Origin of the sequence: Kineococcus rhizosphaerae (genome assembly GCF_003002055.1) — a bacterium.
GTDB classification, from domain to species: Bacteria; Actinomycetota; Actinomycetes; order Actinomycetales; family Kineococcaceae; genus Kineococcus; species Kineococcus rhizosphaerae.
Genome location: NZ_PVZF01000012.1, coordinates 1 through 20,345, shown reverse-complemented (window position 1 = coordinate 20,345; position 20,345 = coordinate 1). Strand labels below are relative to the sequence as shown.

At 73.9% G+C, this 20,345-nt stretch carries 17 protein-coding genes; 9 read left to right on the top strand and 8 right to left on the bottom strand.

What is annotated here, in order from left to right; genetic code table 11:
* Positions 1 to 25 precede the first annotated feature (25 nt).
* The 5 genes from CLV37_RS20540 to CLV37_RS20520 form a co-directional block, all read right to left on the bottom strand.
* Positions 26 to 1,066 carry a hemolysin family protein gene (locus tag CLV37_RS20540; protein ID WP_106213959.1) on the bottom strand — a complete coding sequence of 347 codons (1,041 nt, stop codon included), beginning with the start codon at positions 1,064 to 1,066 and terminating at the stop codon, positions 26 to 28.
* Positions 1,063 to 2,427 carry a hemolysin family protein gene (locus CLV37_RS20535; protein WP_106213957.1) on the bottom strand — a complete coding sequence of 455 codons (1,365 nt, stop codon included), beginning with the start codon at positions 2,425 to 2,427 and terminating at the stop codon, positions 1,063 to 1,065. Before CLV37_RS20535 ends, CLV37_RS20540 begins: the two co-directional genes overlap by 4 nt.
* A 156-nt stretch (positions 2,428 to 2,583) precedes the next feature.
* Positions 2,584 to 3,408, bottom strand: a complete 825-nt coding sequence (locus CLV37_RS20530) for an alpha/beta fold hydrolase (RefSeq protein ID WP_106213955.1) — start codon at positions 3,406 to 3,408, stop codon at positions 2,584 to 2,586.
* A gap of 51 nt (positions 3,409 to 3,459) precedes the next feature.
* Entirely contained in the window at positions 3,460 to 4,917 is a 1,458-nt protein-coding gene (locus CLV37_RS20525) for a GuaB1 family IMP dehydrogenase-related protein (protein WP_106213953.1), read from the bottom strand.
* 28 nt (positions 4,918 to 4,945) lie between these two features.
* Positions 4,946 to 6,538 carry a methyl-accepting chemotaxis protein gene (locus tag CLV37_RS20520; RefSeq protein WP_106213951.1) on the bottom strand — a complete coding sequence of 531 codons (1,593 nt, stop codon included), beginning with the start codon at positions 6,536 to 6,538 and terminating at the stop codon, positions 4,946 to 4,948.
* A 192-nt stretch (positions 6,539 to 6,730) separates the two neighbouring features.
* On the opposite strand from CLV37_RS20520, the gene CLV37_RS20515 reads away from it, so the two are divergent.
* The 5 genes from CLV37_RS20515 to CLV37_RS20495 all read left to right on the top strand — a co-directional run bounded on the left by CLV37_RS20515 (position 6,731) and on the right by CLV37_RS20495 (position 14,150).
* On the top strand, positions 6,731 to 7,504 hold the full coding sequence (locus CLV37_RS20515) for a response regulator transcription factor (protein ID WP_106213949.1): 774 nt from the start codon (positions 6,731 to 6,733) through the stop codon (positions 7,502 to 7,504).
* 146 nt (positions 7,505 to 7,650) lie between these two features.
* On the top strand, positions 7,651 to 8,715 hold the full coding sequence (locus CLV37_RS20510; RefSeq protein ID WP_342762294.1) for a sensor histidine kinase: 1,065 nt from the start codon (positions 7,651 to 7,653) through the stop codon (positions 8,713 to 8,715).
* Positions 8,716 to 8,815: 100 nt separating this feature from the next.
* The gene (locus CLV37_RS20505) at positions 8,816 to 12,643 is read left to right on the top strand and encodes a multifunctional oxoglutarate decarboxylase/oxoglutarate dehydrogenase thiamine pyrophosphate-binding subunit/dihydrolipoyllysine-residue succinyltransferase subunit (protein WP_106213947.1); all 3,828 of its coding nucleotides are present in this window, start codon (positions 8,816 to 8,818) and stop codon (positions 12,641 to 12,643) included.
* 175 nt (positions 12,644 to 12,818) lie between these two features.
* On the top strand, positions 12,819 to 13,421 hold the full coding sequence (locus CLV37_RS20500) for a GDSL-type esterase/lipase family protein (RefSeq protein ID WP_106213945.1): 603 nt from the start codon (positions 12,819 to 12,821) through the stop codon (positions 13,419 to 13,421).
* A 21-nt stretch (positions 13,422 to 13,442) separates the two neighbouring features.
* On the top strand, positions 13,443 to 14,150 hold the full coding sequence (locus CLV37_RS20495; RefSeq protein WP_211298822.1) for a uridine kinase family protein: 708 nt from the start codon (positions 13,443 to 13,445) through the stop codon (positions 14,148 to 14,150).
* Here the strand turns inward: CLV37_RS20495 and CLV37_RS20490 are convergent.
* The gene (locus CLV37_RS20490) at positions 14,089 to 14,847 is read right to left on the bottom strand and encodes an AAA family ATPase (protein WP_245885511.1); all 759 of its coding nucleotides are present in this window, start codon (positions 14,845 to 14,847) and stop codon (positions 14,089 to 14,091) included. The genes CLV37_RS20495 and CLV37_RS20490 overlap by 62 nt on opposite strands.
* Before the next feature lie 25 nt (positions 14,848 to 14,872).
* Between CLV37_RS20490 and CLV37_RS20485 the strand changes: the two genes are divergently transcribed.
* The 4 genes from CLV37_RS20485 (at position 14,873) to CLV37_RS20470 (ending at position 19,377) form a co-directional block, all read left to right on the top strand.
* Positions 14,873 to 16,600, top strand: coding sequence for a DUF7800 domain-containing protein (locus tag CLV37_RS20485; RefSeq protein ID WP_211298821.1), 1,728 nt, complete (start codon positions 14,873 to 14,875; stop codon positions 16,598 to 16,600).
* 100 nt (positions 16,601 to 16,700) lie between these two features.
* Positions 16,701 to 17,633, top strand: coding sequence for an ABC transporter substrate-binding protein (locus CLV37_RS20480; RefSeq protein ID WP_245885510.1), 933 nt, complete (start codon positions 16,701 to 16,703; stop codon positions 17,631 to 17,633).
* Positions 17,630 to 18,601, top strand: coding sequence for an amino acid ABC transporter permease (locus CLV37_RS20475; protein WP_106213941.1), 972 nt, complete (start codon positions 17,630 to 17,632; stop codon positions 18,599 to 18,601). Before CLV37_RS20480 ends, CLV37_RS20475 begins: the two co-directional genes overlap by 4 nt.
* A complete protein-coding gene (locus CLV37_RS20470; RefSeq protein ID WP_106213939.1) occupies positions 18,598 to 19,377 on the top strand; it encodes an amino acid ABC transporter ATP-binding protein in 780 nt (259 codons plus the stop codon). The genes CLV37_RS20475 and CLV37_RS20470 overlap by 4 nt, the downstream gene beginning before the upstream one ends.
* Here CLV37_RS20470 and CLV37_RS20465 read toward each other — a convergent pair.
* Complete coding sequence (locus tag CLV37_RS20465) at positions 19,365 to 20,171, bottom strand: alpha/beta fold hydrolase (protein WP_106213938.1); 807 nt, start codon at positions 20,169 to 20,171, stop codon at positions 19,365 to 19,367. The two genes, CLV37_RS20470 and CLV37_RS20465, sit on opposite strands and share 13 nt — an antisense overlap.
* Before the next feature lie 39 nt (positions 20,172 to 20,210).
* Positions 20,211 to 20,345: Fe-Mn family superoxide dismutase (locus CLV37_RS20460; protein ID WP_342762293.1), on the bottom strand; the 135-nt coding region annotated here is incomplete at its 5' end.

The window sequence follows — 20,345 nt, the reverse complement described above, 5'->3', positions numbered from 1 at the left end:
GACCCGCGACTGACTGCAGAGCGGGTCAGCCGCGGGCGCGCTGCATGGCGTCGCTGACCTCGCCGACGAGCTCCTCCAGGACGTCCTCGAGGAACACCACGCCCGTGACCTCACCGGCCGCGTCGACGACGCGGGCCAGGTGCGCGCCCGTGCGGCGCATCGCGGCGAGGGCGTCCTCGACCTCCTCGCCCGCCCCGAGGGTCCCCAGGGCCCGGACCCGCTTCTCCGGCACCGGTTCGGCGTACCGGTCGTCGTCCGCGTACAGGATGTCCTTCAGGTGCAGGTAGCCCTCCAGGTCGCCGGCGGCGTCGACGACGGGGAAGCGGCTGAACCCCGTGCGGGCCACGAGGGCCTCCACGTCGGCGGGGGTCGAACCGGCGGGCAGGGTGCGCAGCTCGGCCAGCGGCACGGCGATGTCGCCGACCGTGCGGTCGGAGAACTCCAGCGCCCCCGTCACCAGCCCGCCGGAGTCGTCGAGCGTGCCCTCCCGGCGGGACTCGGCGACGATCGACTGCACCTCCTCGACGGTGAACGCGCTGGAGACCTCGTCCTTGGGCTCGACGCCCAGCGCCCGCAGGGCGGCGTTCGTCAGGGCGTTCAGGGCGCGGATGACGGGCCCGATGACCCGCCCGATCGCGACCAGCGGCGGGGCCAGGAGCAGCACCGCGCGGTCGGGGCCGGCGATCGAGAGGTTCTTGGGGATCATCTCGCCGACGACGACGTGCAGGTACGTGACGATCGACAGCGCGATGACGAGGGCGACGGGGTGGATCAGCACCTCGGGCAGGTGCACGGCGTGGAACAGCGGTTCCAGCAGGTGCGCGATGGCCGGCTCGGCCACGGCGCCCAGCCCCAGGGAGCACAGGGTCACCCCCAGCTGGCAGGCCGCCAGCATGAGCGAGACGTGCTCCATGGCGGTCAGCGCCGAGCGCGCCCGGGCGCTGGACTCGGCCAGCGGCTCGATCTGGCTGCGCCGGGCCGACAGCACGGCGAACTCGGCGCCGACGAAGAAGGCGTTGCCCAGGATCAGGAACACCGCCAGGAGCAGCGAGGCCTGGTTGCTCACCGGGCACCTCCCGCGCTCGCGACGGCCCCGGAGACGGCCCCCGAGACGGCTTCGGACACGGTGACGGGCCGGGGGCGCAGCCGCAGCCGTTCGACCCGGCGGCCCTCCATGCGCGCCACGCGCAGGACCGCGCCGTCGATCTCCACCTCGTCGCCGACGGCGGGGATGCGGCCGAGGCGGGCCATGACGAACCCGCCGACGGTCTCGTAGGCGGGGTCGTCGGGGACGTCGACCCCGCAGGCGTCGCGGACCTCGTCGGGCCGGGCCAGGCCGGGGACGGTCCAGGAGGAGTCGCGGTGCTGGCGCAGGCCGCCGCGGTCGCGGTCGTGCTCGTCGGAGACGTCCCCGACGATCTCCTCGACGAGGTCCTCCAGCGTCACCACGCCGGCCGTGCCGCCGTACTCGTCGACGACCACGGCGAGCTGCAACCCTTTCTGCCGCAGTTGCACCAGCAGCGGTTCGAGGGTCAGGGAGTCCGGCACGCGGCGGGCGGTGGACATCAGGGCCGCGGCGGGCACGTCGTGCCGGCGCTCGGGCGGGACCGCGACGGCGGCCTTGACGTGCACGACGCCGCGCACGTCGTCGTCGTCGTCCCCGGTCACGGGGAACCGGGAGTGGCCCGTGGTGCGGGCGCGCGCGACGACGTCGGCGGCGGTCTCCTCCAGCCGCACGACCTCCATCCGCACGCGCGGGGTCATGACGTCGGCGGCGGTCTGGTCTCCGAACAGCAGCGAGCGGCTGATGAGGTTCGCGGTGCCCTCGTCGAGGGTCCCCAGGTCGGCCGAGCGCCGCACGAGCGCGGCCAGCTCGCGCGCCGAACGGGCCCCGGACAGCTCCTCCTGGGGTTCGACGCCGATGCGCCGCAGGAACCAGTTCGCGCTGCCGTTCAGGACCGTGATGAGGGGCCCGGTGAACCAGGTGAACCCGCGCTGCAGCGGGGCGACGACCCCGGCGGTGCGCAGCGGCACCGACAGGGCGAGGTTCTTGGGGATCAGCTCCCCCACGACCATCGAGAACGCGGCCGCGACGACGACGCTGACGACGCCGGCGACGGTGTCCGCGAGGCCGTCGCCGAGCCCCAGCGCGCTCAGCGGGCCGTGCAGCAGCGAGGCGAGGGACGGTTCGGTGAGGTAGCCGACGAGCAGCGTCGTCAGGGTGATCCCGACCTGGGCGCCCGACAGCTGGGTCGACAGCGTCCGCAGCGCGGGCAGCACCCCGGCGGCCCGGCGGTCACCGTCCTCGACGGCCTTCTCGACGGTGAACCGGTCGAGGGTGACGAACGCGAACTCGGCGGCGACGAACACCGCGGTGCCCAGGGTCAGGACGATCCCGACGAGCAGGAGGAGCCATTCGGTCAGCACGCGGGGACTCCTGAGGGACGGGTCAGGGGGCCGGTCACGGGGCTGGTACTGGGAGGGTCGCTGCTGGGGGGGCCGGTCTCGGCCCTGGAACTTGAGCTCATGACACCGACGATCGTAGTGGGTGCCCGGATTCCGGCACCGCGACCGCGCGGGCCCTCAGAACAGGGTGTCCCCCGCCAGGAACGTCTCCAGCGGCGTCACGCAGCGGCGCGCGGCCCGCAGCAGGGAGTCGTGCCCGCAGCCGCCGGCGACGAGCGCGGTCGCGCTCGGGACGGCGGCGGCCATCGCCAGGGCGGCCTCGCCGAAGAACGCGGGCGACCGTTCCCCGGTCAGCAGCAGGGCCCGGGCGGGCAGGTCGGCGTAGCTGTCGGCGGGGCCGTCGAACTGCAGCCCGGCCCGGGTCTCGGCGAGCACCTGCGGCAGCCGGGCGGCGGTGGACCGGCCCCACTCGGTGCGGGCCAGCAGGCCGCCGACCAGGCGCTGCACGCGTTCGGAGCGTCCCACCGCCTGCAGCGAGGAGGTCCGCAGGTGCCGGTCGAGGTGGGCCAGGGCCAGCTCGGGCGAGCCGGTCGCCAGCGCCCGCGCGGCCTGCTCGAGGGCCTCCTCGGGCACGGACCCGTCGATGGGCAGGACGGCGTCGTAGACGGCGACGCGCTCGACGCAGCGGTCGAGCAGGCCGGCGGTGGCCAGCAGGGCGACGAGCCCGCCGAGGCCGTGGCCCAGGACGAGGCGGGCACCGGTGCGGGTCAGGACGGCTCCGAGCAGGGCGACGTCGTCGGCGACGGCGTAGCGGGCGCCGTCGCGGCCGGTGTGCTCGCGGTCGTAGCGGTGCACGGTGAACCGGGCGCCCAGTCGCTCGGCGAGCCTGGTGTAGTCGGCGGCGGCACGGGTGCCGTGGACGAGGACCAGACCGGGGCCGGTCCCGGTGGTGACGACGTCGACGGGTTCGCCGTTCGCCCGCCGGACGCCCTCCAGGATCACCGGTCGGACCGTCCGCCCGGGCCGGGCGCCGGGGCCTGCTCGCTCACGCGCTCACCAGCCCGCGGGCAGCGGGCGTCCTTCGTCGTACCCGGCGGAGGACTGCAGGCCCACGACGGCGCGCTCGGCGTACTCGGGCACGGTGCGGGCCCCGACGTAGGTGAAGGAGGACCGGACGCCGGAGGTGATCTGGTCGAGCAGGTCCTCCACGCCCGGGCGGGCGGGGTCCAGGTGCATGCGCGAGGAGGAGATGCCCTCCTCGAACAGGCCCTTGCGGGCGCGCTGGAACGGGGAGTCGGCGCGGGTGCGGGCGGCGACGGCGCGGGCCGAGGCCATCCCGAAGCTCTCCTTGTACTCGCGCCCGCCGGCGTCGACGGCGAGGTCGCCGGGGCTCTCGTGGGTGCCGGCGAACCAGGACCCGACCATGACCTGCGAGGCGCCGGCGGCCAGGGCGAGGGCGACGTCGCGCGGGTGGCGGACACCGCCGTCGGCCCAGACGTGGGCGCCGAGCTCGCGCGCGGCCGCGGCGCACTCCAGGACGGCGGAGAACTGCGGGCGCCCGACGCCGGTCATCATCCGCGTGGTGCACATGGCCCCGGGCCCGACGCCGACCTTGACGACGTCCGCGCCGGCAGCGACGAGGTCGCGCACGCCGGCGGCCGTCACGACGTTGCCGGCCACGACGGGCACCTGCGGGTCCACGGAGCGCACGGCGCGCAGCGCGTCGAGCATCTTCTCCTGGTGCCCGTGCGCGGTGTCGACGACGAGGGTGTCGATCCCGGTGTCCAGCAACGCCTTCGCGGTGGCGGCCACGTCGCCGTTGATGCCGACGGCGGCGGCGACGCGCAGCCGGCCGCGCGCGTCGAGGGCCGGGGTGTAGACGGTGGAGCGCAGCGCCCCCGTGCGCGTGAGGGCCCCGACGAGGACCGGCCCGTCGCCGTCGTCGCGCACGACGGGGGCGAACCGGCGGCGGGAGTCGTGCAGCACGCCGAAGGCGGCCTCGAGGTCGGACTCGACGGTGGCGGCGTCCAGGGACACCGGCCGCCGGCTCATGACCGCCCCGACCTGCGTGAAGCGGTCGACGTCGGCGCAGTCGGCGGGGGTGACGACGCCGAGGACGTGCCGGCCGCCGTCCAGGACGACGGCCGCGCCGTGGGAGCGCTTGGGGATGAGGGCCAGCGCCTCGGCGACGGTGGCGTGCTCGTCCAGCACGACGGGCGTCTCGAAGACGGGGTGGCGGTCCTTGACCCAGGAGACGACCTCCGCGACGACGTCGAGGGGCAGGTCCTGCGGCAGGACGGCCATGCCGCCGCGGCGGGCGACGGTCTCGGCCATCCGCCGGCCCGAGACCGCCGTCATGTTGGCCACGACGACGGGGATCGTGGTCCCCGTGCCGTCGCCGGTGGACAGGTCCACGTCGAGGCGGGAGGTGACGTCCGACCGCGACGGCGCGAGGAACACGTCGTTGTAGGTCAGGTCGTGCCGGGGCTGCTGGCCGTCGAGGAAGCGCACGCCACCAGGGTAGGCGGCGGGCCCGGGCTCAGAGCCGGAAGGAGCCCACCGCGGCGCGCAGGTCGCGGGCGGCGCCGGAGACCTCGTCGGCGGCGGCCTGGGTGGCCCCCGCGTCCGACGTCGTGCGGGCGGCGGCCGCGGCGATGCCCGAGATGTTGTTCGTGATCTCCTGCGAGCCGTTCGAGACCTCCGAGACGTTGCGGACCATCTCGCTGGTCGTGGCGGACTGCTCCTCCACGGCGGCGGCGATGGTGGCCTGCAGGCCGTCGATGCGGCCGATGACCTCGGTGATCTCGCCGATGGCGGCGGCGGCCGAGGCGGCGTCGGCCTGGGTGGCGGCCACGCGCCCGACGATCTCCTCGGTCGCGCGAGCGGTCTGCTGGGCCAGTTCCTTGACCTCCCCGGCCACGACGGCGAAGCCCTTGCCCATCTCCCCGGCCCGGGCGGCTTCGATGGTCGCGTTCAGCGCGAGCAGGTTGGTCTGCTCGGCGATGGAGGTGATGAGCTTGACCACGTCGCCGATCTCGCGGGAGGACACCGACAGGCGCTCGAGGGTGGCGCCGGCCTCCTGCGCGGAGGCCACGGCGGCCGAGGCCACCGAGGAGGCGTCGGCGGTGGAGGCCGCGATGTCGCGGATGGCCGCGCTCATCTCGTCCCCGGCGGCGGCGACGGTGCCGACGTTGGCCGCGATGTCGCTGGAGGCGAGCAGGACGACGTCCGCCTGGGCGGAGGACTCGGCGGCCCCGGAGGACAGCCGCTGCGAGACGTCGGTGAGCGCGCCGGAGGCCTGCTGCAGACCCTCCGCGCTGCGGCCGATGGAGCGGACGGTCTCGGCGACCTGGTCCAGGGCGGTGTTGAGGGCGATCGCGGTGAGCCCGACCTCGTCGCGGCCGACGACCTCGACGCGCTCGTCCAGGCGGCCCGCGGCCAGCGCCTCGGCGACGCGGCGGGTGCGGTCCAGCGGCCGGGAGATGGACCGGGTGATGACCAGGCCCATGCCGACGGCGAGCACCAGGGCGCCCGCGGCCACGGCCCCGACGAGGAGGCGGGCGCTGCGGTAGGCGGCGGCGCCCTCGGCGGCGTCGCGGGCGGCCGCGGCGGTGAAGGTGTCCTGGACGCGCTGCAGCTCGTCGTTCGTCGTCGACTGCCCGATGCCGCCGGCCGAGACGGGGACGCTCTCGTCGTTGCGGGTGTCCATCATCTTCTGGGCCTGGCCGCTGACGGCCAGGTCCATGAGGACGGAGGTCCCGGCCGTGTACTCGTCCAGGGCCGCGTCGACGGCGTCGAGCTGGGCGGTCGGCACGACGGTGGCCCGGTCGCGGAACTCCTTCCACGTCGAGCGGACGTCCGCGAGGGTCTCCCCGAAGGTGGCCTGCGCCTTCGGCGACGGGGCGAGCGCGGTGGCGAACAGGTCCTTGGTGGCGCGCTGGTACTGCGTGCGCACCTGCCCGAGCGTCTGCTGACCGGTGACGTACTCGGTGCTCACCGTCTGCAGGCGCTCCTGCGCCCCGGCGAGCTGGACGAGGCCGACGCCCGCGGCGGTGAGCAGCAGCACGCACAGGACGGCGAAGCTGGCGGCGATCTTGGTGCTGACCCGCAGGTCGAGGAGGAACCGCGGCACGTCGTCTCCCGGTGTGCGTCGCGCGAGCGCCGTCGGACGAGCGGCACCGGGGTCCATCGGCGCACCGCGCGCTGCCCTGAGCCGCGGCCCGCGCACGGTCCTCGCGGAGAGCGTGTGCAGGGCTCGTGCACGCAGCCGCCGTCCAGCTCGCGTCCGGGTTCACGGGGCCGGGACCGGCCTACGCTGGTCGCCATGAGCATCGGAGCCACGTCGGCGCCCCAGGGTGGCGCGCAGCAGAACGGTCAGCCGCCGCGCACGGCCGTGGTCGTCGAGGACGAACCCACGATCGCCGACGCCGTCGCCCGCCGGCTGCGGGCCGAGGGCTACACGGTCGAGACCGCCGGCGACGGCCCCAGCGGGGTGGAGCTGTGCGAGCGGGTCTCCCCCGACGTCGTGGTGCTCGACGTCATGCTCCCGGGGTTCGACGGCCTGGAGGTGTGCCGGCGGGTGCAGGCCTCGCGCCCGGTGCCGGTGCTCATGCTCACCGCGCGCGACGACGAGACGGACAAGCTCGTGGGCCTGGGCGTGGGCGCGGACGACTACATGACCAAGCCGTTCTCGATGCGCGAGCTGGTGGCGCGGGTCAACGGCCTCGTGCGCCGCGTCGAGCGCGCGCGGGCGCTGGTGGGCTCGCCCGCGTCGGCGTCGGAGGCCATGGTCTTCGCCGTCGAGGGCGGTGAGCTGGAGATCGACCGCGCCCAGCGCCGGGTCCGCCGGGCCGGGGACGAGAAGCACCTGACGCCCACGGAGTTCGACCTGCTGGTGTGCCTGGCGCAGTCCCCGCGCACGGTCCTGACCCGCGAGAAGCTGCTCGAGGAGGTCTGGGACTGGGTGGACGCCTCCGGCACCCGGACGGTCGACAGCCACGTGAAGGCCCTGCGGCGCAAGCTGGGCCCGGACCTGGTCCGCACCGTGCACGGGGTGGGGTACGCGTTCGAGCCGACCGGCGGCCAGGAGGCCCCGTGAGCTCCGGCCACCCGTCCGAACCCGCCGGCTCGGGCCTGACGGGCCCCATCCCGATCAGCGGGGCGGCGCACGACGCCCGGCTGCGGGCGACCGGGACCGCGACCCGGACGGCGGCCAGGACGGCCACGCGCCGGCCGTGGCCGGACGTGCGCCCGCTGGACCCGGTGCACTCGATCAAGACCAAGCTCGCGCTGCTCGTGGCCGCCTCGGTGACGATGGCCTCGCTGCTGGTGTGGGCGGGGCTGCGGCTGGCCGAGATCCACATCGGTCCGCGCTACACGCTGCCGGCCTCGATCGTGGTCACCCTGGTGTTCACCCAGCTGCTGGCGCGGGGCATGACGTCGCCGCTGCGGGAGATGACGGCCGCGGCGCGCGCGATGGCCACGGGCGACTACTCCCGGCGGGTGCGCTCGACGTCCAGCGACGAGGTCGGTGAGCTCGCCGACGCGTTCAACCGGATGGCCGAGGACCTCGAGGCCGTGGACCGGGAGCGGCGCGAGCTGGTCGCGAACGTCAGCCACGAGCTGCGCACGCCGGTCTCGGCGCTGCACGCCGTGATGGAGAACCTGGTCGACGGGGTGACCGAACCGGACCAGGAGACGCTGAACACGGCCCTGGCCCAGACCGAGCGGCTGGGCCGGCTGGTGGAGCAGCTGCTGGACCTGTCGCGGCTGGACGCCGGGGCCGTGGAGCTGGACCGCGAGCTGCTGGCGCTGGAGCCGTTCCTGGGGCAGGCCGTGCGGGCGATGTCGATGACGGGCCGCGACGTGGAGTACGTCCTCGACGTCGAGCCGCGCGACCTGGACGTGGTCGTGGACTCCGCCCGGCTGCACCAGGTGGTGGCGAACCTGCTGGACAACGCCTCGCGGCACTCCCCGCCCGGCGGGAAGGTCTTCGTCTCGGCGCAGGCCGTGGGCCAGGTCGTGCGGATCACCGTGCAGGACCAGGGCCCGGGCATCGCCGACGCCGACCGCGAGCGCGTCTTCGAGCGCTTCCAGCGCGGCAGCGCGCGCACCGACGGCGGCACCGGGCTCGGGCTGGCCATCGCGCGCTGGGCCGTGCAGCTGCACGGGGGGACGATCCGGGTGGCGCCGACGCCGGAGGAGGGTGGCTGCCGCATCGACGTCCACCTGCCGAGGGTCACGGGCGAGGCACCCACCGTGACGAACGCCGTGACGGACGCGGCCGCGCACGCGCAGGGGCGCGGGTAGTCCCGTTCCCAGGGCGGCGGGCGGGCGCATACCACACCGGGATAGGGTGGACGGGCGCCCGCAGTCGGAACAAACGAACGAGGAAGAAGGCGACACCGCCGTGCCTCAGCAGCCCTCGCACCACGAGGACAAGATCGCCGCCACCTTCGGCCCGAACGAGTGGCTCGTCGACGAGCTGTACGAGCAGTACAAGACCGACAAGGATTCCGTCGACAAGGCGTGGTGGGACTTCTTCGAGGACTACTCCCCGGCCGACAGCCCGGCCGGGACGACCCAGAGCACGGGCGGCAACGGTTCGAGCAACGGCTCGGGCAACGGGTCCGCCAACGGGTCCGCCAACGGCGCGGCTCCCGCCGGGGCGCCGGCGACCGCCAAGCCCCGCACGGCCCCGCCGGCCCCCGCTCCGACCCCGGCCCCGGCCCCGGCCCCGGCGGCGCGATCCGCCGCCCCCGCCGAGAAGTCCCCCGTGAAGCCCGTGGAGAAGGCCGCCGAGAAGCCCGCCGAGAAGCCCGCTGCCGGGGCGCCCGCGCAGCCGGCCCCCGCGGCGCAGGACCTCGTCTCCCCCCTGCGCGGTCCCGCCGCCCGCGTGGTGACGAACATGGAGGAGTCCCTCGAGGTCCCCACGGCCACGAGCGTGCGCGCGGTCCCGGCCAAGCTGCTGGTCGACAACCGCATCGTCATCAACAACCACCTCAAGCGCGCCCGCGGCGGCAAGGTCTCCTTCACCCACCTCATCGGCTTCGCGCTCGTCGAGGCGCTGGCGGCGATGCCGTCGATGAACGCGGCGTACACGACCGACGCCAAGGGCAAGCCCGCCGTCCTGCAGCCGGCGCACGTGAACCTGGGCATCGCCATCGACCTGCCCAAGCCCGACGGCACCCGCCAGCTCATGGTCCCGGCGGTCAAGGAGTGCGAGACCAAGAACTTCGCGGAGTTCTGGAGCGCCTACGAGGACGTCGTGCGCCGGGCCCGCGGCGGCAAGCTCACGGCCGACGACTTCGCCGGCACGACGATCAGCTTGACCAACCCCGGCACGATCGGGACCGTCCACTCGGTCCCGCGCCTGGTCAAGGGCCAGGGCGCGATCATCGGCGTCGGCGCGATGGAGTACCCGGCGGAGTACCAGGGCGCCAGCGAGGAGACGCTGACCCGGCTGGCGGTCAGCAAGGTCATCACGCTCACCTCGACCTACGACCACCGCATCATCCAGGGCGCGGGGTCCGGTGAGTTCCTGCGCATCGTGCACAGCAAGCTGCTGGGCGAGGACGGGTTCTACGACCGCGTCTTCCAGGCGCTGCACATCCCGTACCAGCCGATCCGCTGGACGCCGGACATCTCGATCAGCCACGACGACCAGCTCAACAAGACGGCCCGCCTCGTCGAGCTCATCCACGCGTTCCGCGTGCGCGGGCACCTCATGGCCGACACCGACCCGCTGGAGTACCGGCAGCGGATGCACCCCGACCTCGAGATCGAGACGCACGGCCTGACGCTGTGGGACCTCGACCGCGAGTTCCCGACCGGGGGTTTCGGCGGCAAGGCGCACATGAAGCTGCGCGACATCCTCGGCGTCCTGCGCGACTCGTACTGCCGCACCGTCGGCATCGAGTACATGCACATCCAGGAACCCGAGCAGCGCAAGTGGATCCAGGACCGCGTCGAGCGCCCGTACGCCAAGCCGACCGCGGCCGAGCAGCTGCGGATCCTGCGCCGGCTCAACGCGGCCGAGGCGTTCGAGACGTTCCTGCAGACGAAGTACGTGGGGCAGAAGCGGTTCAGCCTCGAGGGCGGGGAGTCCGTCATCGCCCTGCTCGACGGGCTGCTGTCGCGCGCGGCGAGCGCGGGCATGGACGAGGTCTGCCTCGGCATGGCCCACCGCGGGCGCCTGAACGTCCTGACGAACATCGCGGGCAAGAGCTACTCGCAGGTGTTCCGCGAGTTCGAGGGCATGCAGGACCCGCGCACCGTCCAGGGCTCGGGCGACGTGAAGTACCACCTGGGCACCGAGGGCACCTTCACGGGCGAGGACGGCGAGCAGACCAAGGTCTACGTCGCCGCGAACCCCTCCCACCTCGAGGCCGTCGACCCCGTGCTGGAGGGCGTGGCGCGCGCCAAGCAGGACCGCATCAACCTCGGGGGCGCCTCGTTCCCGGTGCTGCCGGTCCTCATCCACGGCGACGCGGCCTTCGCCGGCCAGGGCGTGGTGGCCGAGACGCTGAACCTGTCGCAGCTGCGCGGGTACCGCACGGGCGGCACCGTCCACGTCGTCATCAACAACCAGGTCGGGTTCACCACGGCCCCGGCGTCGTCGCGCTCGTCGTTCTACTGCACCGACGTCGGCCGCATGATCCAGGCGCCGATCTTCCACGTGAACGGCGACGACCCCGAGGCGTGCGTCCGCGTGGCGCAGCTCGCCTTCGAGTTCCGTCAGGAGTTCGACAAGGACGTCGTCATCGACATGGTCTGCTACCGCCGTCGCGGCCACAACGAGGGCGACGACCCGTCGATGACGCAGCCGCTCATGTACAACCTCATCGAGAAGAAGCGCTCGGTGCGCAAGAGCTACACCGAGGGCCTCATCGGCCGCGGGGACATCTCCGTGGAGGAGGCCGAGGAGGCGCTGCGCGACTACTCGGCCCAGCTCGAGCGCGCCTTCGCCGAGACCAAGGGCTCCAAGGCAGGTGGTTCCGGCGACGGCGACTCCCGCGGCGGGCTGGAGAAGCCGTCCGCGCAGGAGGCCGACGAGCAGGCCCCCCGCTCGGCGCGTTCCACGGCCGTCGACGCCGCGGTGCTCAAGCACATCGGGCAGGTCCAGGCGAACCCGCCGGCGGGCTTCACCGTCCACCCCAAGCTGCGGCAGCTGCTCGACAAGCGCGAGCAGATGTCGACCGAGGGCGGCATCGACTGGGGCTGGGGCGAGCTGCTGGCCTTCGGGTCGCTGCTCATGGAGGGCGTGCCGGTCCGGTTGTCCGGCCAGGACTCCCGTCGCGGGACGTTCGTGTCGCGGCACGCGGTCCTGACCGACCGGGTCACCGGCGACGAGTGGACCCCGCTGCTGTACCTGGGCCGCGAGGGCGCCGAGCAGGCCAAGTTCTGGATCTACGACTCCCTGCTGTCCGAGTACGCGGCCATGGGGTTCGAGTACGGGTACTCCGTGGAACGGCCCGACGCGCTGGTGCTGTGGGAGGCGCAGTTCGGCGACTTCTTCAACGGGGCGCAGACCGTCATCGACGAGTTCATCGCCGCCGGCCAGCAGAAGTGGGGTCAGCACTCCTCGGTCGTCCTGCTGCTGCCGCACGGCTACGAGGGCCAGGGACCGGACCACTCCTCGGGCCGCATCGAGCGGTTCCTGCAGCTGTGCGCCGAGGACAACATGACGGTCGCGGTGCCCTCGACGCCCGCGAGCCACTTCCACCTGCTGCGCCGCCAGGCGTACGCCCGCCCGCGCCGCCCGCTCATCGTCTTCACCCCGAAGTCGATGCTGCGCCTGAAGGCCGCGCAGTCGGACGTGGAGGACTTCACGACGGGGACCTTCCAGGAGGTCATCGGCGACCAGGGCGGTCTCGACCCCGCGAAGGTCGACCGCGTGCTGCTGTGCTCGGGCAAGGTCTACTGGGACCTCGCCGCCGAGCGGGCCGCGCGCAAGGACACGACGACGGCCGTCGTCCGCCTCGAGCAGCTCGCCCCGCTGCCCGTGCAGCAGGTCCTGGCCGAGCTGTCGAAGTACCCGGGCGCCGAGGTCGTGTGGGTGCAGGAGGAGCCGTCGAACCAGGGCGGCTGGTGGCACGTCGCGATGGGCCTGTTCCCGTCGCTGGCGGCCAAGCTGCGCCTCGTCTCGCGCCCCGCGTCCGCTTCCCCCGCCGCCGGCTCGGCCAAGCGTCACCAGGCCGAGCAGCGCCAGATCGTGGACGAGGCGTTCACCCGCTGAGGAAGTCGTCCACCGGGCGAGCCCCGTCACCCTCGCGGGTGGCGGGGTTTCGTCGTTCCCGGCCCACCCGCCCGGCGGGACGACGACGTGGGCCCGCGGTGCGAGCGACTATCCTCGCCCCGAGCATCTCCCCCCTTCTCCAGAGGAGCACCACCCGCGTGAGCGAGGACCAGCAGTGAACGGCCGCTACGACGTGCGGGTGTGCCTGATCGGCGACGAGTTCGTGACGGGTGTCGGCGACCCCCGCGCCCTGGGCTGGGTGGGCCGGGTCTCGGCCCGCACGCCCCGCGAGGACCGCGACGTCACGTTCTTCCCCCTCGGGGTCCCGGGTGAGACGACGACGGAGCTGAACAACCGCTGGCGCGAGGAGACCTCCCGCCGGTTCGTCGGCGGCGACGAGCACCGCCTCGTCGTGGGCCTCGGCCACGCCGACCTCGACGCGGGCACGACCCTGGCGCGCAGCCGCCTGAACCTGGCCAACGTCCTCGACGAGTGCGAGGCCCGCGGCCTGCCGACCCTCGTCGTGGGTCCCACGCCCGTCTCGGACGCCGAGCGCAACGACCGCATCGGCGACCTCGCCGACGCGTTCGCGGACGTCTGCGCGCGCCGCCGGATCGCCTACGTCGACACCTTCTCCCCGCTGCTGGAGCACGAGGACTGGTACGCCGACCTCGCCGCCTCCGACGGCGTCCACCCCGGCCAGGCCGGGTACGGCCTGCTGGCGTGGCTGGTGCTGCACAGCGGCTGGTACGACTGGCTGGGCGTCCCCCAGCCGTGACCCGGCCCTGAGTCGGCCCTGGTGGAGCTGCACGAGGACGAACCGGCGGCGGGCCCGTGGCGGCCCGCCGCACCCGGTGACGTCCTCGACCTGACCGGGACCGGGGTCGTGGCGGTGGACGGCCGCAGCGCCTCGGGCAAGACGACGCTGGCCGGGCTGCTGCGCGAGGAGGCGCAGCGGCGCGGTCTGCGGGCCGCGGTCGTCCACACCGACGACCTCGCCTGGCACCACTCGTTCTTCGGCTGGGCCGGCCTGCTGGCCGACGGTGTCCTCCGGCCCTGGCGCGCGGGCCGTGACGTCGCCCACGTGCCGCCGGGCTGGGCCCCGCACGGCAGGGCCGGGGCCGTCGAGGTCCCCGCGGGCGTGGACCTGCTGCTCGTCGAGGGCGTCGGCGCAGGACGGCGCGAGGTCGCCGGTCTCCTCGACGCCGTCGTGCGGGTGCAGTCCGACCACGTCCTGGCCCGCGAGCGCGGCCTGGCGCGCGACGTCGCCTCCGGCGTCGACGGCGACCCGGCGCAGACCGTGGCGTTCTGGAACGAGTGGGAGCGCGAGGAGCGACCGTTCGTCGCCGGTCAGCGCCCGTGGGAGCGGGCGCGGGTGATCGCCTCCCTCGTCCCCCGGCGCGGGCGCCGGGAGGTCCCCCCAGTCGTCCCCGGCGGCTGGGCGCTCAATCCAGGACCCGGCGCCAGTAGCGGTCCGGGGCGTCCAGGAAGAACCGCCAGTCCCTGACGACCGCGAGGTCCTCCCAATCGTCCACCCGGGTCAGTCCGTTCCCGTCGACCTGCAGGATCCGCGCGCCCGGCAGGGCCGTCAGCAGCGGCGAGTGCGTCGCGCACAGCACCTGCCGGCCCTCGGCGGCCATCCGCGCGAAGGCCGCCCCCAGGACGAGCTGGTTGCCGAACGACAGCGCCGACTCCGGCTCGTCGAGCAGCAGCAGCCCGACGTGCCGCATCCAGCCCGCGCCCAGGACGTCCAGGAACGACTCGCCGTGACTCAGCTCGTGCAGACCGGAGTGCGCCTCGGAGCCGACCTCCCGCAGCCAGGAGTAGAACCGGTGCATCGTCTCGGCGCGCAGGAAGAACGCCTCCCGGAACCGGGACGTGCCGCGCACCACCTGCAGGCGGTCCCCGAGCCCGGAGGCGTCGACCTGCGGCTCGTCCCGGCCGGGCGCGTGCCGCCGCAGCCCGCCCTCGGCGGGCACGCCGACGGCCTGCGCGACGGCCTCGACGAGGGTGGACTTGCCCGCCCCGTTCTCCCCCACGAGGAACGTCACGCCGGCCGGCAGGTCGAGACCGCGCGTCAGCAGCTGCGCCACGGCCGGGACGGTGTCGGGCCACGTGCCGGGGTCGGGTGCCGTCCCCGGCAGCGGCTGGACCCGCCGCACGAGGCGGTCGGGCCGTGGGCGCCCGGTCACGGTGGCCGTCACGGTGACCATGGTCCAGCATGGCCCGGTGCCCCTGCCGCTGCTCGGACCGGTCCTGCGCCACGTCGACGCGACGAGCGCCACCGTGTGGGTGGAGGTCGCCGCCCCCGGCCACGTCCACGTCGACGTCGAACTGCCCGACGGGTCGACCCGGCGCGGGTCGGAGCCGACCCTGAGCCTGCACGGTCACCACTTCGCGCTCGTCGTCGTCGACGGGCTGCCCACCGGGGAGTCGTTGCCCTACGGCGTGTCCCAGGAGGTGGACGGGCAGGAGGAACGGCTGTGGCCGCCGGTGTGGGACTGGCCGGCCAGCCGGATCAGCACCCCGGCGCCCGGGGACCCGGTGCGGCTGGCCTTCGGGTCGTGCCGCCGCGCCGGCGACGACGGCGAGGAGTCGACGCGGCTGGTGGGGGTGGACGCGCTGTCGGCCCTGGCGCACGGCATCGTGCTCGACGGGGCCGAGGCCCCGGACGTGCTGCTGTTCGTCGGTGACCAGGTGTACGCCGACGACCCGAACCCGGGGATCGTGGACCGGCTGCGGGAGCGCAACGACGGCCGGCCCGAGGGGTCCCCGGAGGTGCGCGACGAGATCGGCGACTTCGAGGAGTACACCTGGCTCTACCACGAGACGTGGGGCCCGGACCCGGTGCGCTGGCTGATGTCGACCGTCCCCACGTGCATGCTGCTCGACGACCACGACCTGCGCGACGACTGGAACACCTCGCAGGCCTGGCGCGAGGAGGTCCGGCGGCGGCCGTGGTGGCGCGACCGGGTGACGGGCGCCTTCGCCAGCTACTGGGTCTACCAGCACCTGGGCAACCTGTCGCCGACCGAGCTGGCCGAGGACCGGCTGTACCGGACGCTGCGCGCGACCGCCGACGACGACGAGCGCGACGCGCTGCTGGACGCGTTCGCGTGGGGCGCCGACGCCGACCCGTCCACGGCGCGCTGGAGCTTCACGCGCGAGCTGGGGGCGGCCCGGCTGGTGGCGATCGACTCGCGCTGCTCGCGGCGCCTGGAGCCGGGGGCGCGGTACATGACCGACGCCACGGAGTGGGAGTGGGTCCGGGCCCGGGCGCTGGCCCCGGGGGCGCGGCACCTGCTGCTGGCCACCACCCTGCCCGCCTTCCTGCTGCACGGGATCCACCACGCCGAGGCGTTCGACGAGGCCGTGGCCGACGGCCGGTTCGGCGCCCGCGCCGCCGGCTGGGCCGAGGCGCTGCGCCAGGCCGCCGACCTGGAGCACTGGGCCGCGTTCGGGCGCTCGTTCGGCCAGCTCGTCGACCTGCTCGGGGAGGTGGGACGCATCCCGCGGGCCCCGGCCAGCGTGCTGCTGCTGTCGGGCGACGTGCACTGCAGCTACACCGCGCAGGTCCGCGTCCCCGGGGTGGACCCCGCCCGCACGGTGGTCCACCAGCTCGTCATGTCCCCCTTCCGCAACCCGCTCGAGCGCGGGATGAAGGTCGCCAACCGCCTCCTGGACCGCGCGCCCGTGCGCGGGCTGCTGCGGGGCCTGTCCCTGCTGGCGGGGGTCCGCGGACCCGACGTGGCGTGGCGGGTCGAGCACGGGCCGTGGTTCGACAACGGGGTCACGACCGTCGTCCTGGGCCCGGACGGGGCCGTCGACGTGCAGGTCGACCACGCGGGCCGCAGCCAGGACCGCCCCCGGTTGCGGCGCACCCTGACCCGCCGGTTGCGGACACCCGTCGTGCACGCCCCCGCCCGGGAACCGGTCCGGGATCGCGCGTCCGTGTGACGAGTGCGTTACGAACGGGGGTGACACCGCGCAGGATGCACGGTCCGGGGCCCACCTGGTCCACACTGTGCACGCTCCACTCCCGTCCCCGGAGGTTCCCGTGCCTGCTCGACCCACCGCCCGCCGTCCGTTCCTGGGCGCTCTGGGAGCCGTCGCCGTCGTCGGCCTCACCGCCGCCGGCTGCGGCTCGAACACCCTGTCGGGGGACGCCACCAGCTCCTCGACGACCACCACGAAGGCGAGCTCGGCGGCGACCGCCGACCCTGCGCTGAAGGCGATGCTGCCTGAGTCGGTCCAGAGCTCCGGCACCCTGCGCGTCGGCACCAACGCCGAGTACGCCCCCAACGAGTTCCTCGACGGCACGACCGTCAAGGGCATGGACATCGACCTCATGAACGCCGTCGGCGCCAAGCTCGGCGTCAAGGTCGAGTACTCCAACGCCAGCTTCGACTCCCTGCTGACCGGTGTGGCCAGCAACCGCTACGACGCGGCGATCTCCTCGTTCACCATCACCTCCGCCCGCCTGGAGCAGGTGAACATGGTCCAGTACTACAACGCCGGCACCCAGTGGGTCGTCGCCAAGGGCAACCCGAAGAAGATCGACCCCGACAACGCCTGCGGCCAGATCGTCTCCGTGCAGACCGGCACGACCCAGTCCGACGACGACCTGCCCGTGCGGCAGAAGGCCTGCACCGACGCCGGCGAGCCGGAGATCCAGGTGCTGTCCTTCGACTCCCAGGAGGACGCCACCGCGGCCGTCGTCCAGGGCCGCGCGGCGGGCATGCTGGCCGACTCCCCCATCGCCGCCTACGCGGTGAAGCAGACCGGCGACAAGCTGGAGCTGTCCGGCAAGGTCTACGACTCCGCCCCGTACGGGATCGTCCTGCCCAAGGCCGAGACGGACGCCGCGAACGCCGTGTCCAAGGCCCTGGAGGAGATCGCGAAGGACGGTTCCTACGAGGCCGCACTGGCGCCGTGGGGTGGCGAGAGCGGCGCCGTGACCGAGTTCCCGGTCAACCCCGCGGCGTCGTGACGTCGCAGCCCACGCAGGAGGAGGAGCGCCCCGGCCGCATCGACGCGGTCGAGGTGCGCCACCCGTGGCGCTGGGTCGTCATCGCGGTCATCGCGGTGCTGGTCCTCATGCTGGCGCACCTGCTCCTGACCAACTCGAACTTCAACTGGCCCTTCACCCTCGAGGTGATGAACCAGACCATCGTCATCCGGGGTTTCCTCGTCGGGACGCTGTTCACGACGGTGTGCGCCATGGTCATCGGGATCGTCGGCGGGGTGCTGCTGGCGATCCTGCGCCTGAGCGACAACAAGGTCCTGGCCGGGGTGGCGTGGACGTTCACGTGGTTCTTCCGCGCCGTCCCGCGCTACGTGCTGCTGTCGATCACCGGCGGCCTGGGCGCGCTGTTCGCCACGGGCCTGTCCGTCGGGATCCCCTTCGACTTCCTGCTGGCGCAGTGGTTCGGCACGCCCGACCTGCGGCTGCTCACGGTGTCGCAGACGACGCTGTACGCCCTGTTCGGCGGGGTGTTCGGCGGCATCGTCGGGCTGGGGGTCTCCGAGGCCGCGTACATGGCCGAGATCTCCCGCGCGGGGCTGCTCAGCGTGGACCGCGGTCAGCACGAGGCCGCCGAGGCGCTGGGCATGTCGAGGGGCCTGGCGATGCGCCGGGTCGTGCTGCCGCAGGCGATGCGGGTCATCGTGCCGCCCACGGGCAACGAGGTCATCGCCATGCTCAAGGACACGTCGCTGCTGGCCGCCATCCCGGTCCAGACCGAGTTGTTCTTCCGCGTCACGAACATCAAGAACCGGACGTTCGAGGTCATGGCGGGCAACATGGCCGCCGTGGCGTACTACCTCATCGCGACGTCGGTGCTGATGGTCGGGCAGTACTTCCTGGAGAAGCGGTTCAGCCGCGGGTACGGCGGCAACGCCCCGCAGCAGCGTCCCGCCGCGGCCGGGGTCTCGCTGGGGCCGGGGGGTGCGAAGTGAGCGAACCGCTGGTCAAGGCCCGCAACGTCCACAAGAACTTCGGGCACGTCGAGGTGCTCAAAGGCATCGACCTGGACGTCCACGCCGGGCAGGTCGTGTGCCTGCTGGGACCCTCGGGGTCGGGCAAGACGACGTTCCTGCGCTGCATCAACTCCCTGGAGCGCATCGACGCGGGGCGGATCTGGGTCGACGGCGACCTCGTCGGTCTGGCCGAGCGCGACGGCCGGCTGCACCGGCTGACCGACAAGGAGATCGCCCGGCAGCGCCGCGACATCGGCATGGTGTTCCAGCGGTTCAACCTGTTCCCGCACATGAGCGCGCTGGAGAACGTCGTGGAGGCGCCCGTGAAGGTGCGCGGGGTCTCCAGGGCCGACGCGCGGCGGCGGGCCACCGAACTGCTCGAACGGGTCGGGCTGGCCGACCGGGCGCAGAACTACCCGGCACAGCTGTCCGGTGGTCAGCAGCAGCGCGTGGCCATCGCGCGGGCCCTGGCCATGCAGCCCAAGCTGATGCTGTTCGACGAGCCGACGTCGGCGCTGGACCCCGAGCTCGTGGGCGAGGTGCTGGCCGTCATGCGCGAACTCGCCGCCGACGGCACGACGATGGTCGTCGTCACCCACGAGGTCGCGTTCGCGCGCGACGTCGCCGACCAGGTCGTCTTCATGGACGGCGGCGTCGTCGTCGAGCGCGGGGCCCCGGCCGACGTCATCGGCAACCCGCGCGAGGAACGCACCCGCGCCTTCCTGGCGCGGATGCTGAAGGATCAGGCCGAGTAGAACTCGCGCAGCGTCCGCGCGACGACGGCGGGCGCCGCACCCGTGGCGCCGTGCACCTGGCCCTCCCACACGACCCGCCGGGCGTGCGGGAGGGCCGCCGCGAGGGCGTCCATCCCCGCGGGCACCGGTTCCCGGCTGTGGGCGCCCTGCGCGAGCAGCACGGGCAGCTGCGTGCGCAGCGACACCCAGCGCGCCGGGTCGGCGTCGTCACCGGCCAGGGCCTCGAGGTCGTGGACCCACCCGGCGGCCCCGGCCCGGGCCCGCACCGGGTCGGGGTCGGCCAGGGTGCTCAGCGCCGCGAGCAGCGGTTCGGGCACGCGGTCGACCTCGCGCGAGAGCAGGTCCTGCGCGGCGCGGAAGTCGCCGTCGGCCACCAGCCCCCGGTAGCGGGTCAGGACGGCCTCGAGGTGGGGACCGGCCAGCAGCACGGGCGGCTCCACGAGCGCCAGGGACCGGATGCCCGCCGGTTCGCTCGCCGCCGTGTGCAGGGCCAGGCTCGCCCCGTAGCCGACGCCGACGAGGTGGACGTCGGACTCGGTGACGGCGCGCACGGTCTCCAGCAGGGCGCGGACGTCGCGCACCTCGCTGTCGAACGTGTTGCGGCCGAAGGACCCCGGGCTCGGCCGGTAGCCGCGGCGGGCGCAGCGCCACACCTCGAACCCGGTCAGCTCCGCGGCGAGCCCGGCGAGGGAGTGCAGTCCCCCGCCGGACCCGTGGAGCATCAGCACGGGCTCACCGGTCCCGGTCCTGCGCACGGCCAGTCCGCCGACGCGGTCGGTGGTCAACGTGTCCACGTGGTCGAGCGTCCCACCGCGACCGGCTCCCCGGCTAGGTCAGGGGACGATGAGCCCGACGGTCTGCGTGCGGGCGCGCTCGAAGCGGGCCTGGGCGTCGGCCCAGTTCACCACGTTCCACCACGCCTTGACGTAGTCGGGCTTGACGTTCTTGTAGTCCAGGTAGAACGCGTG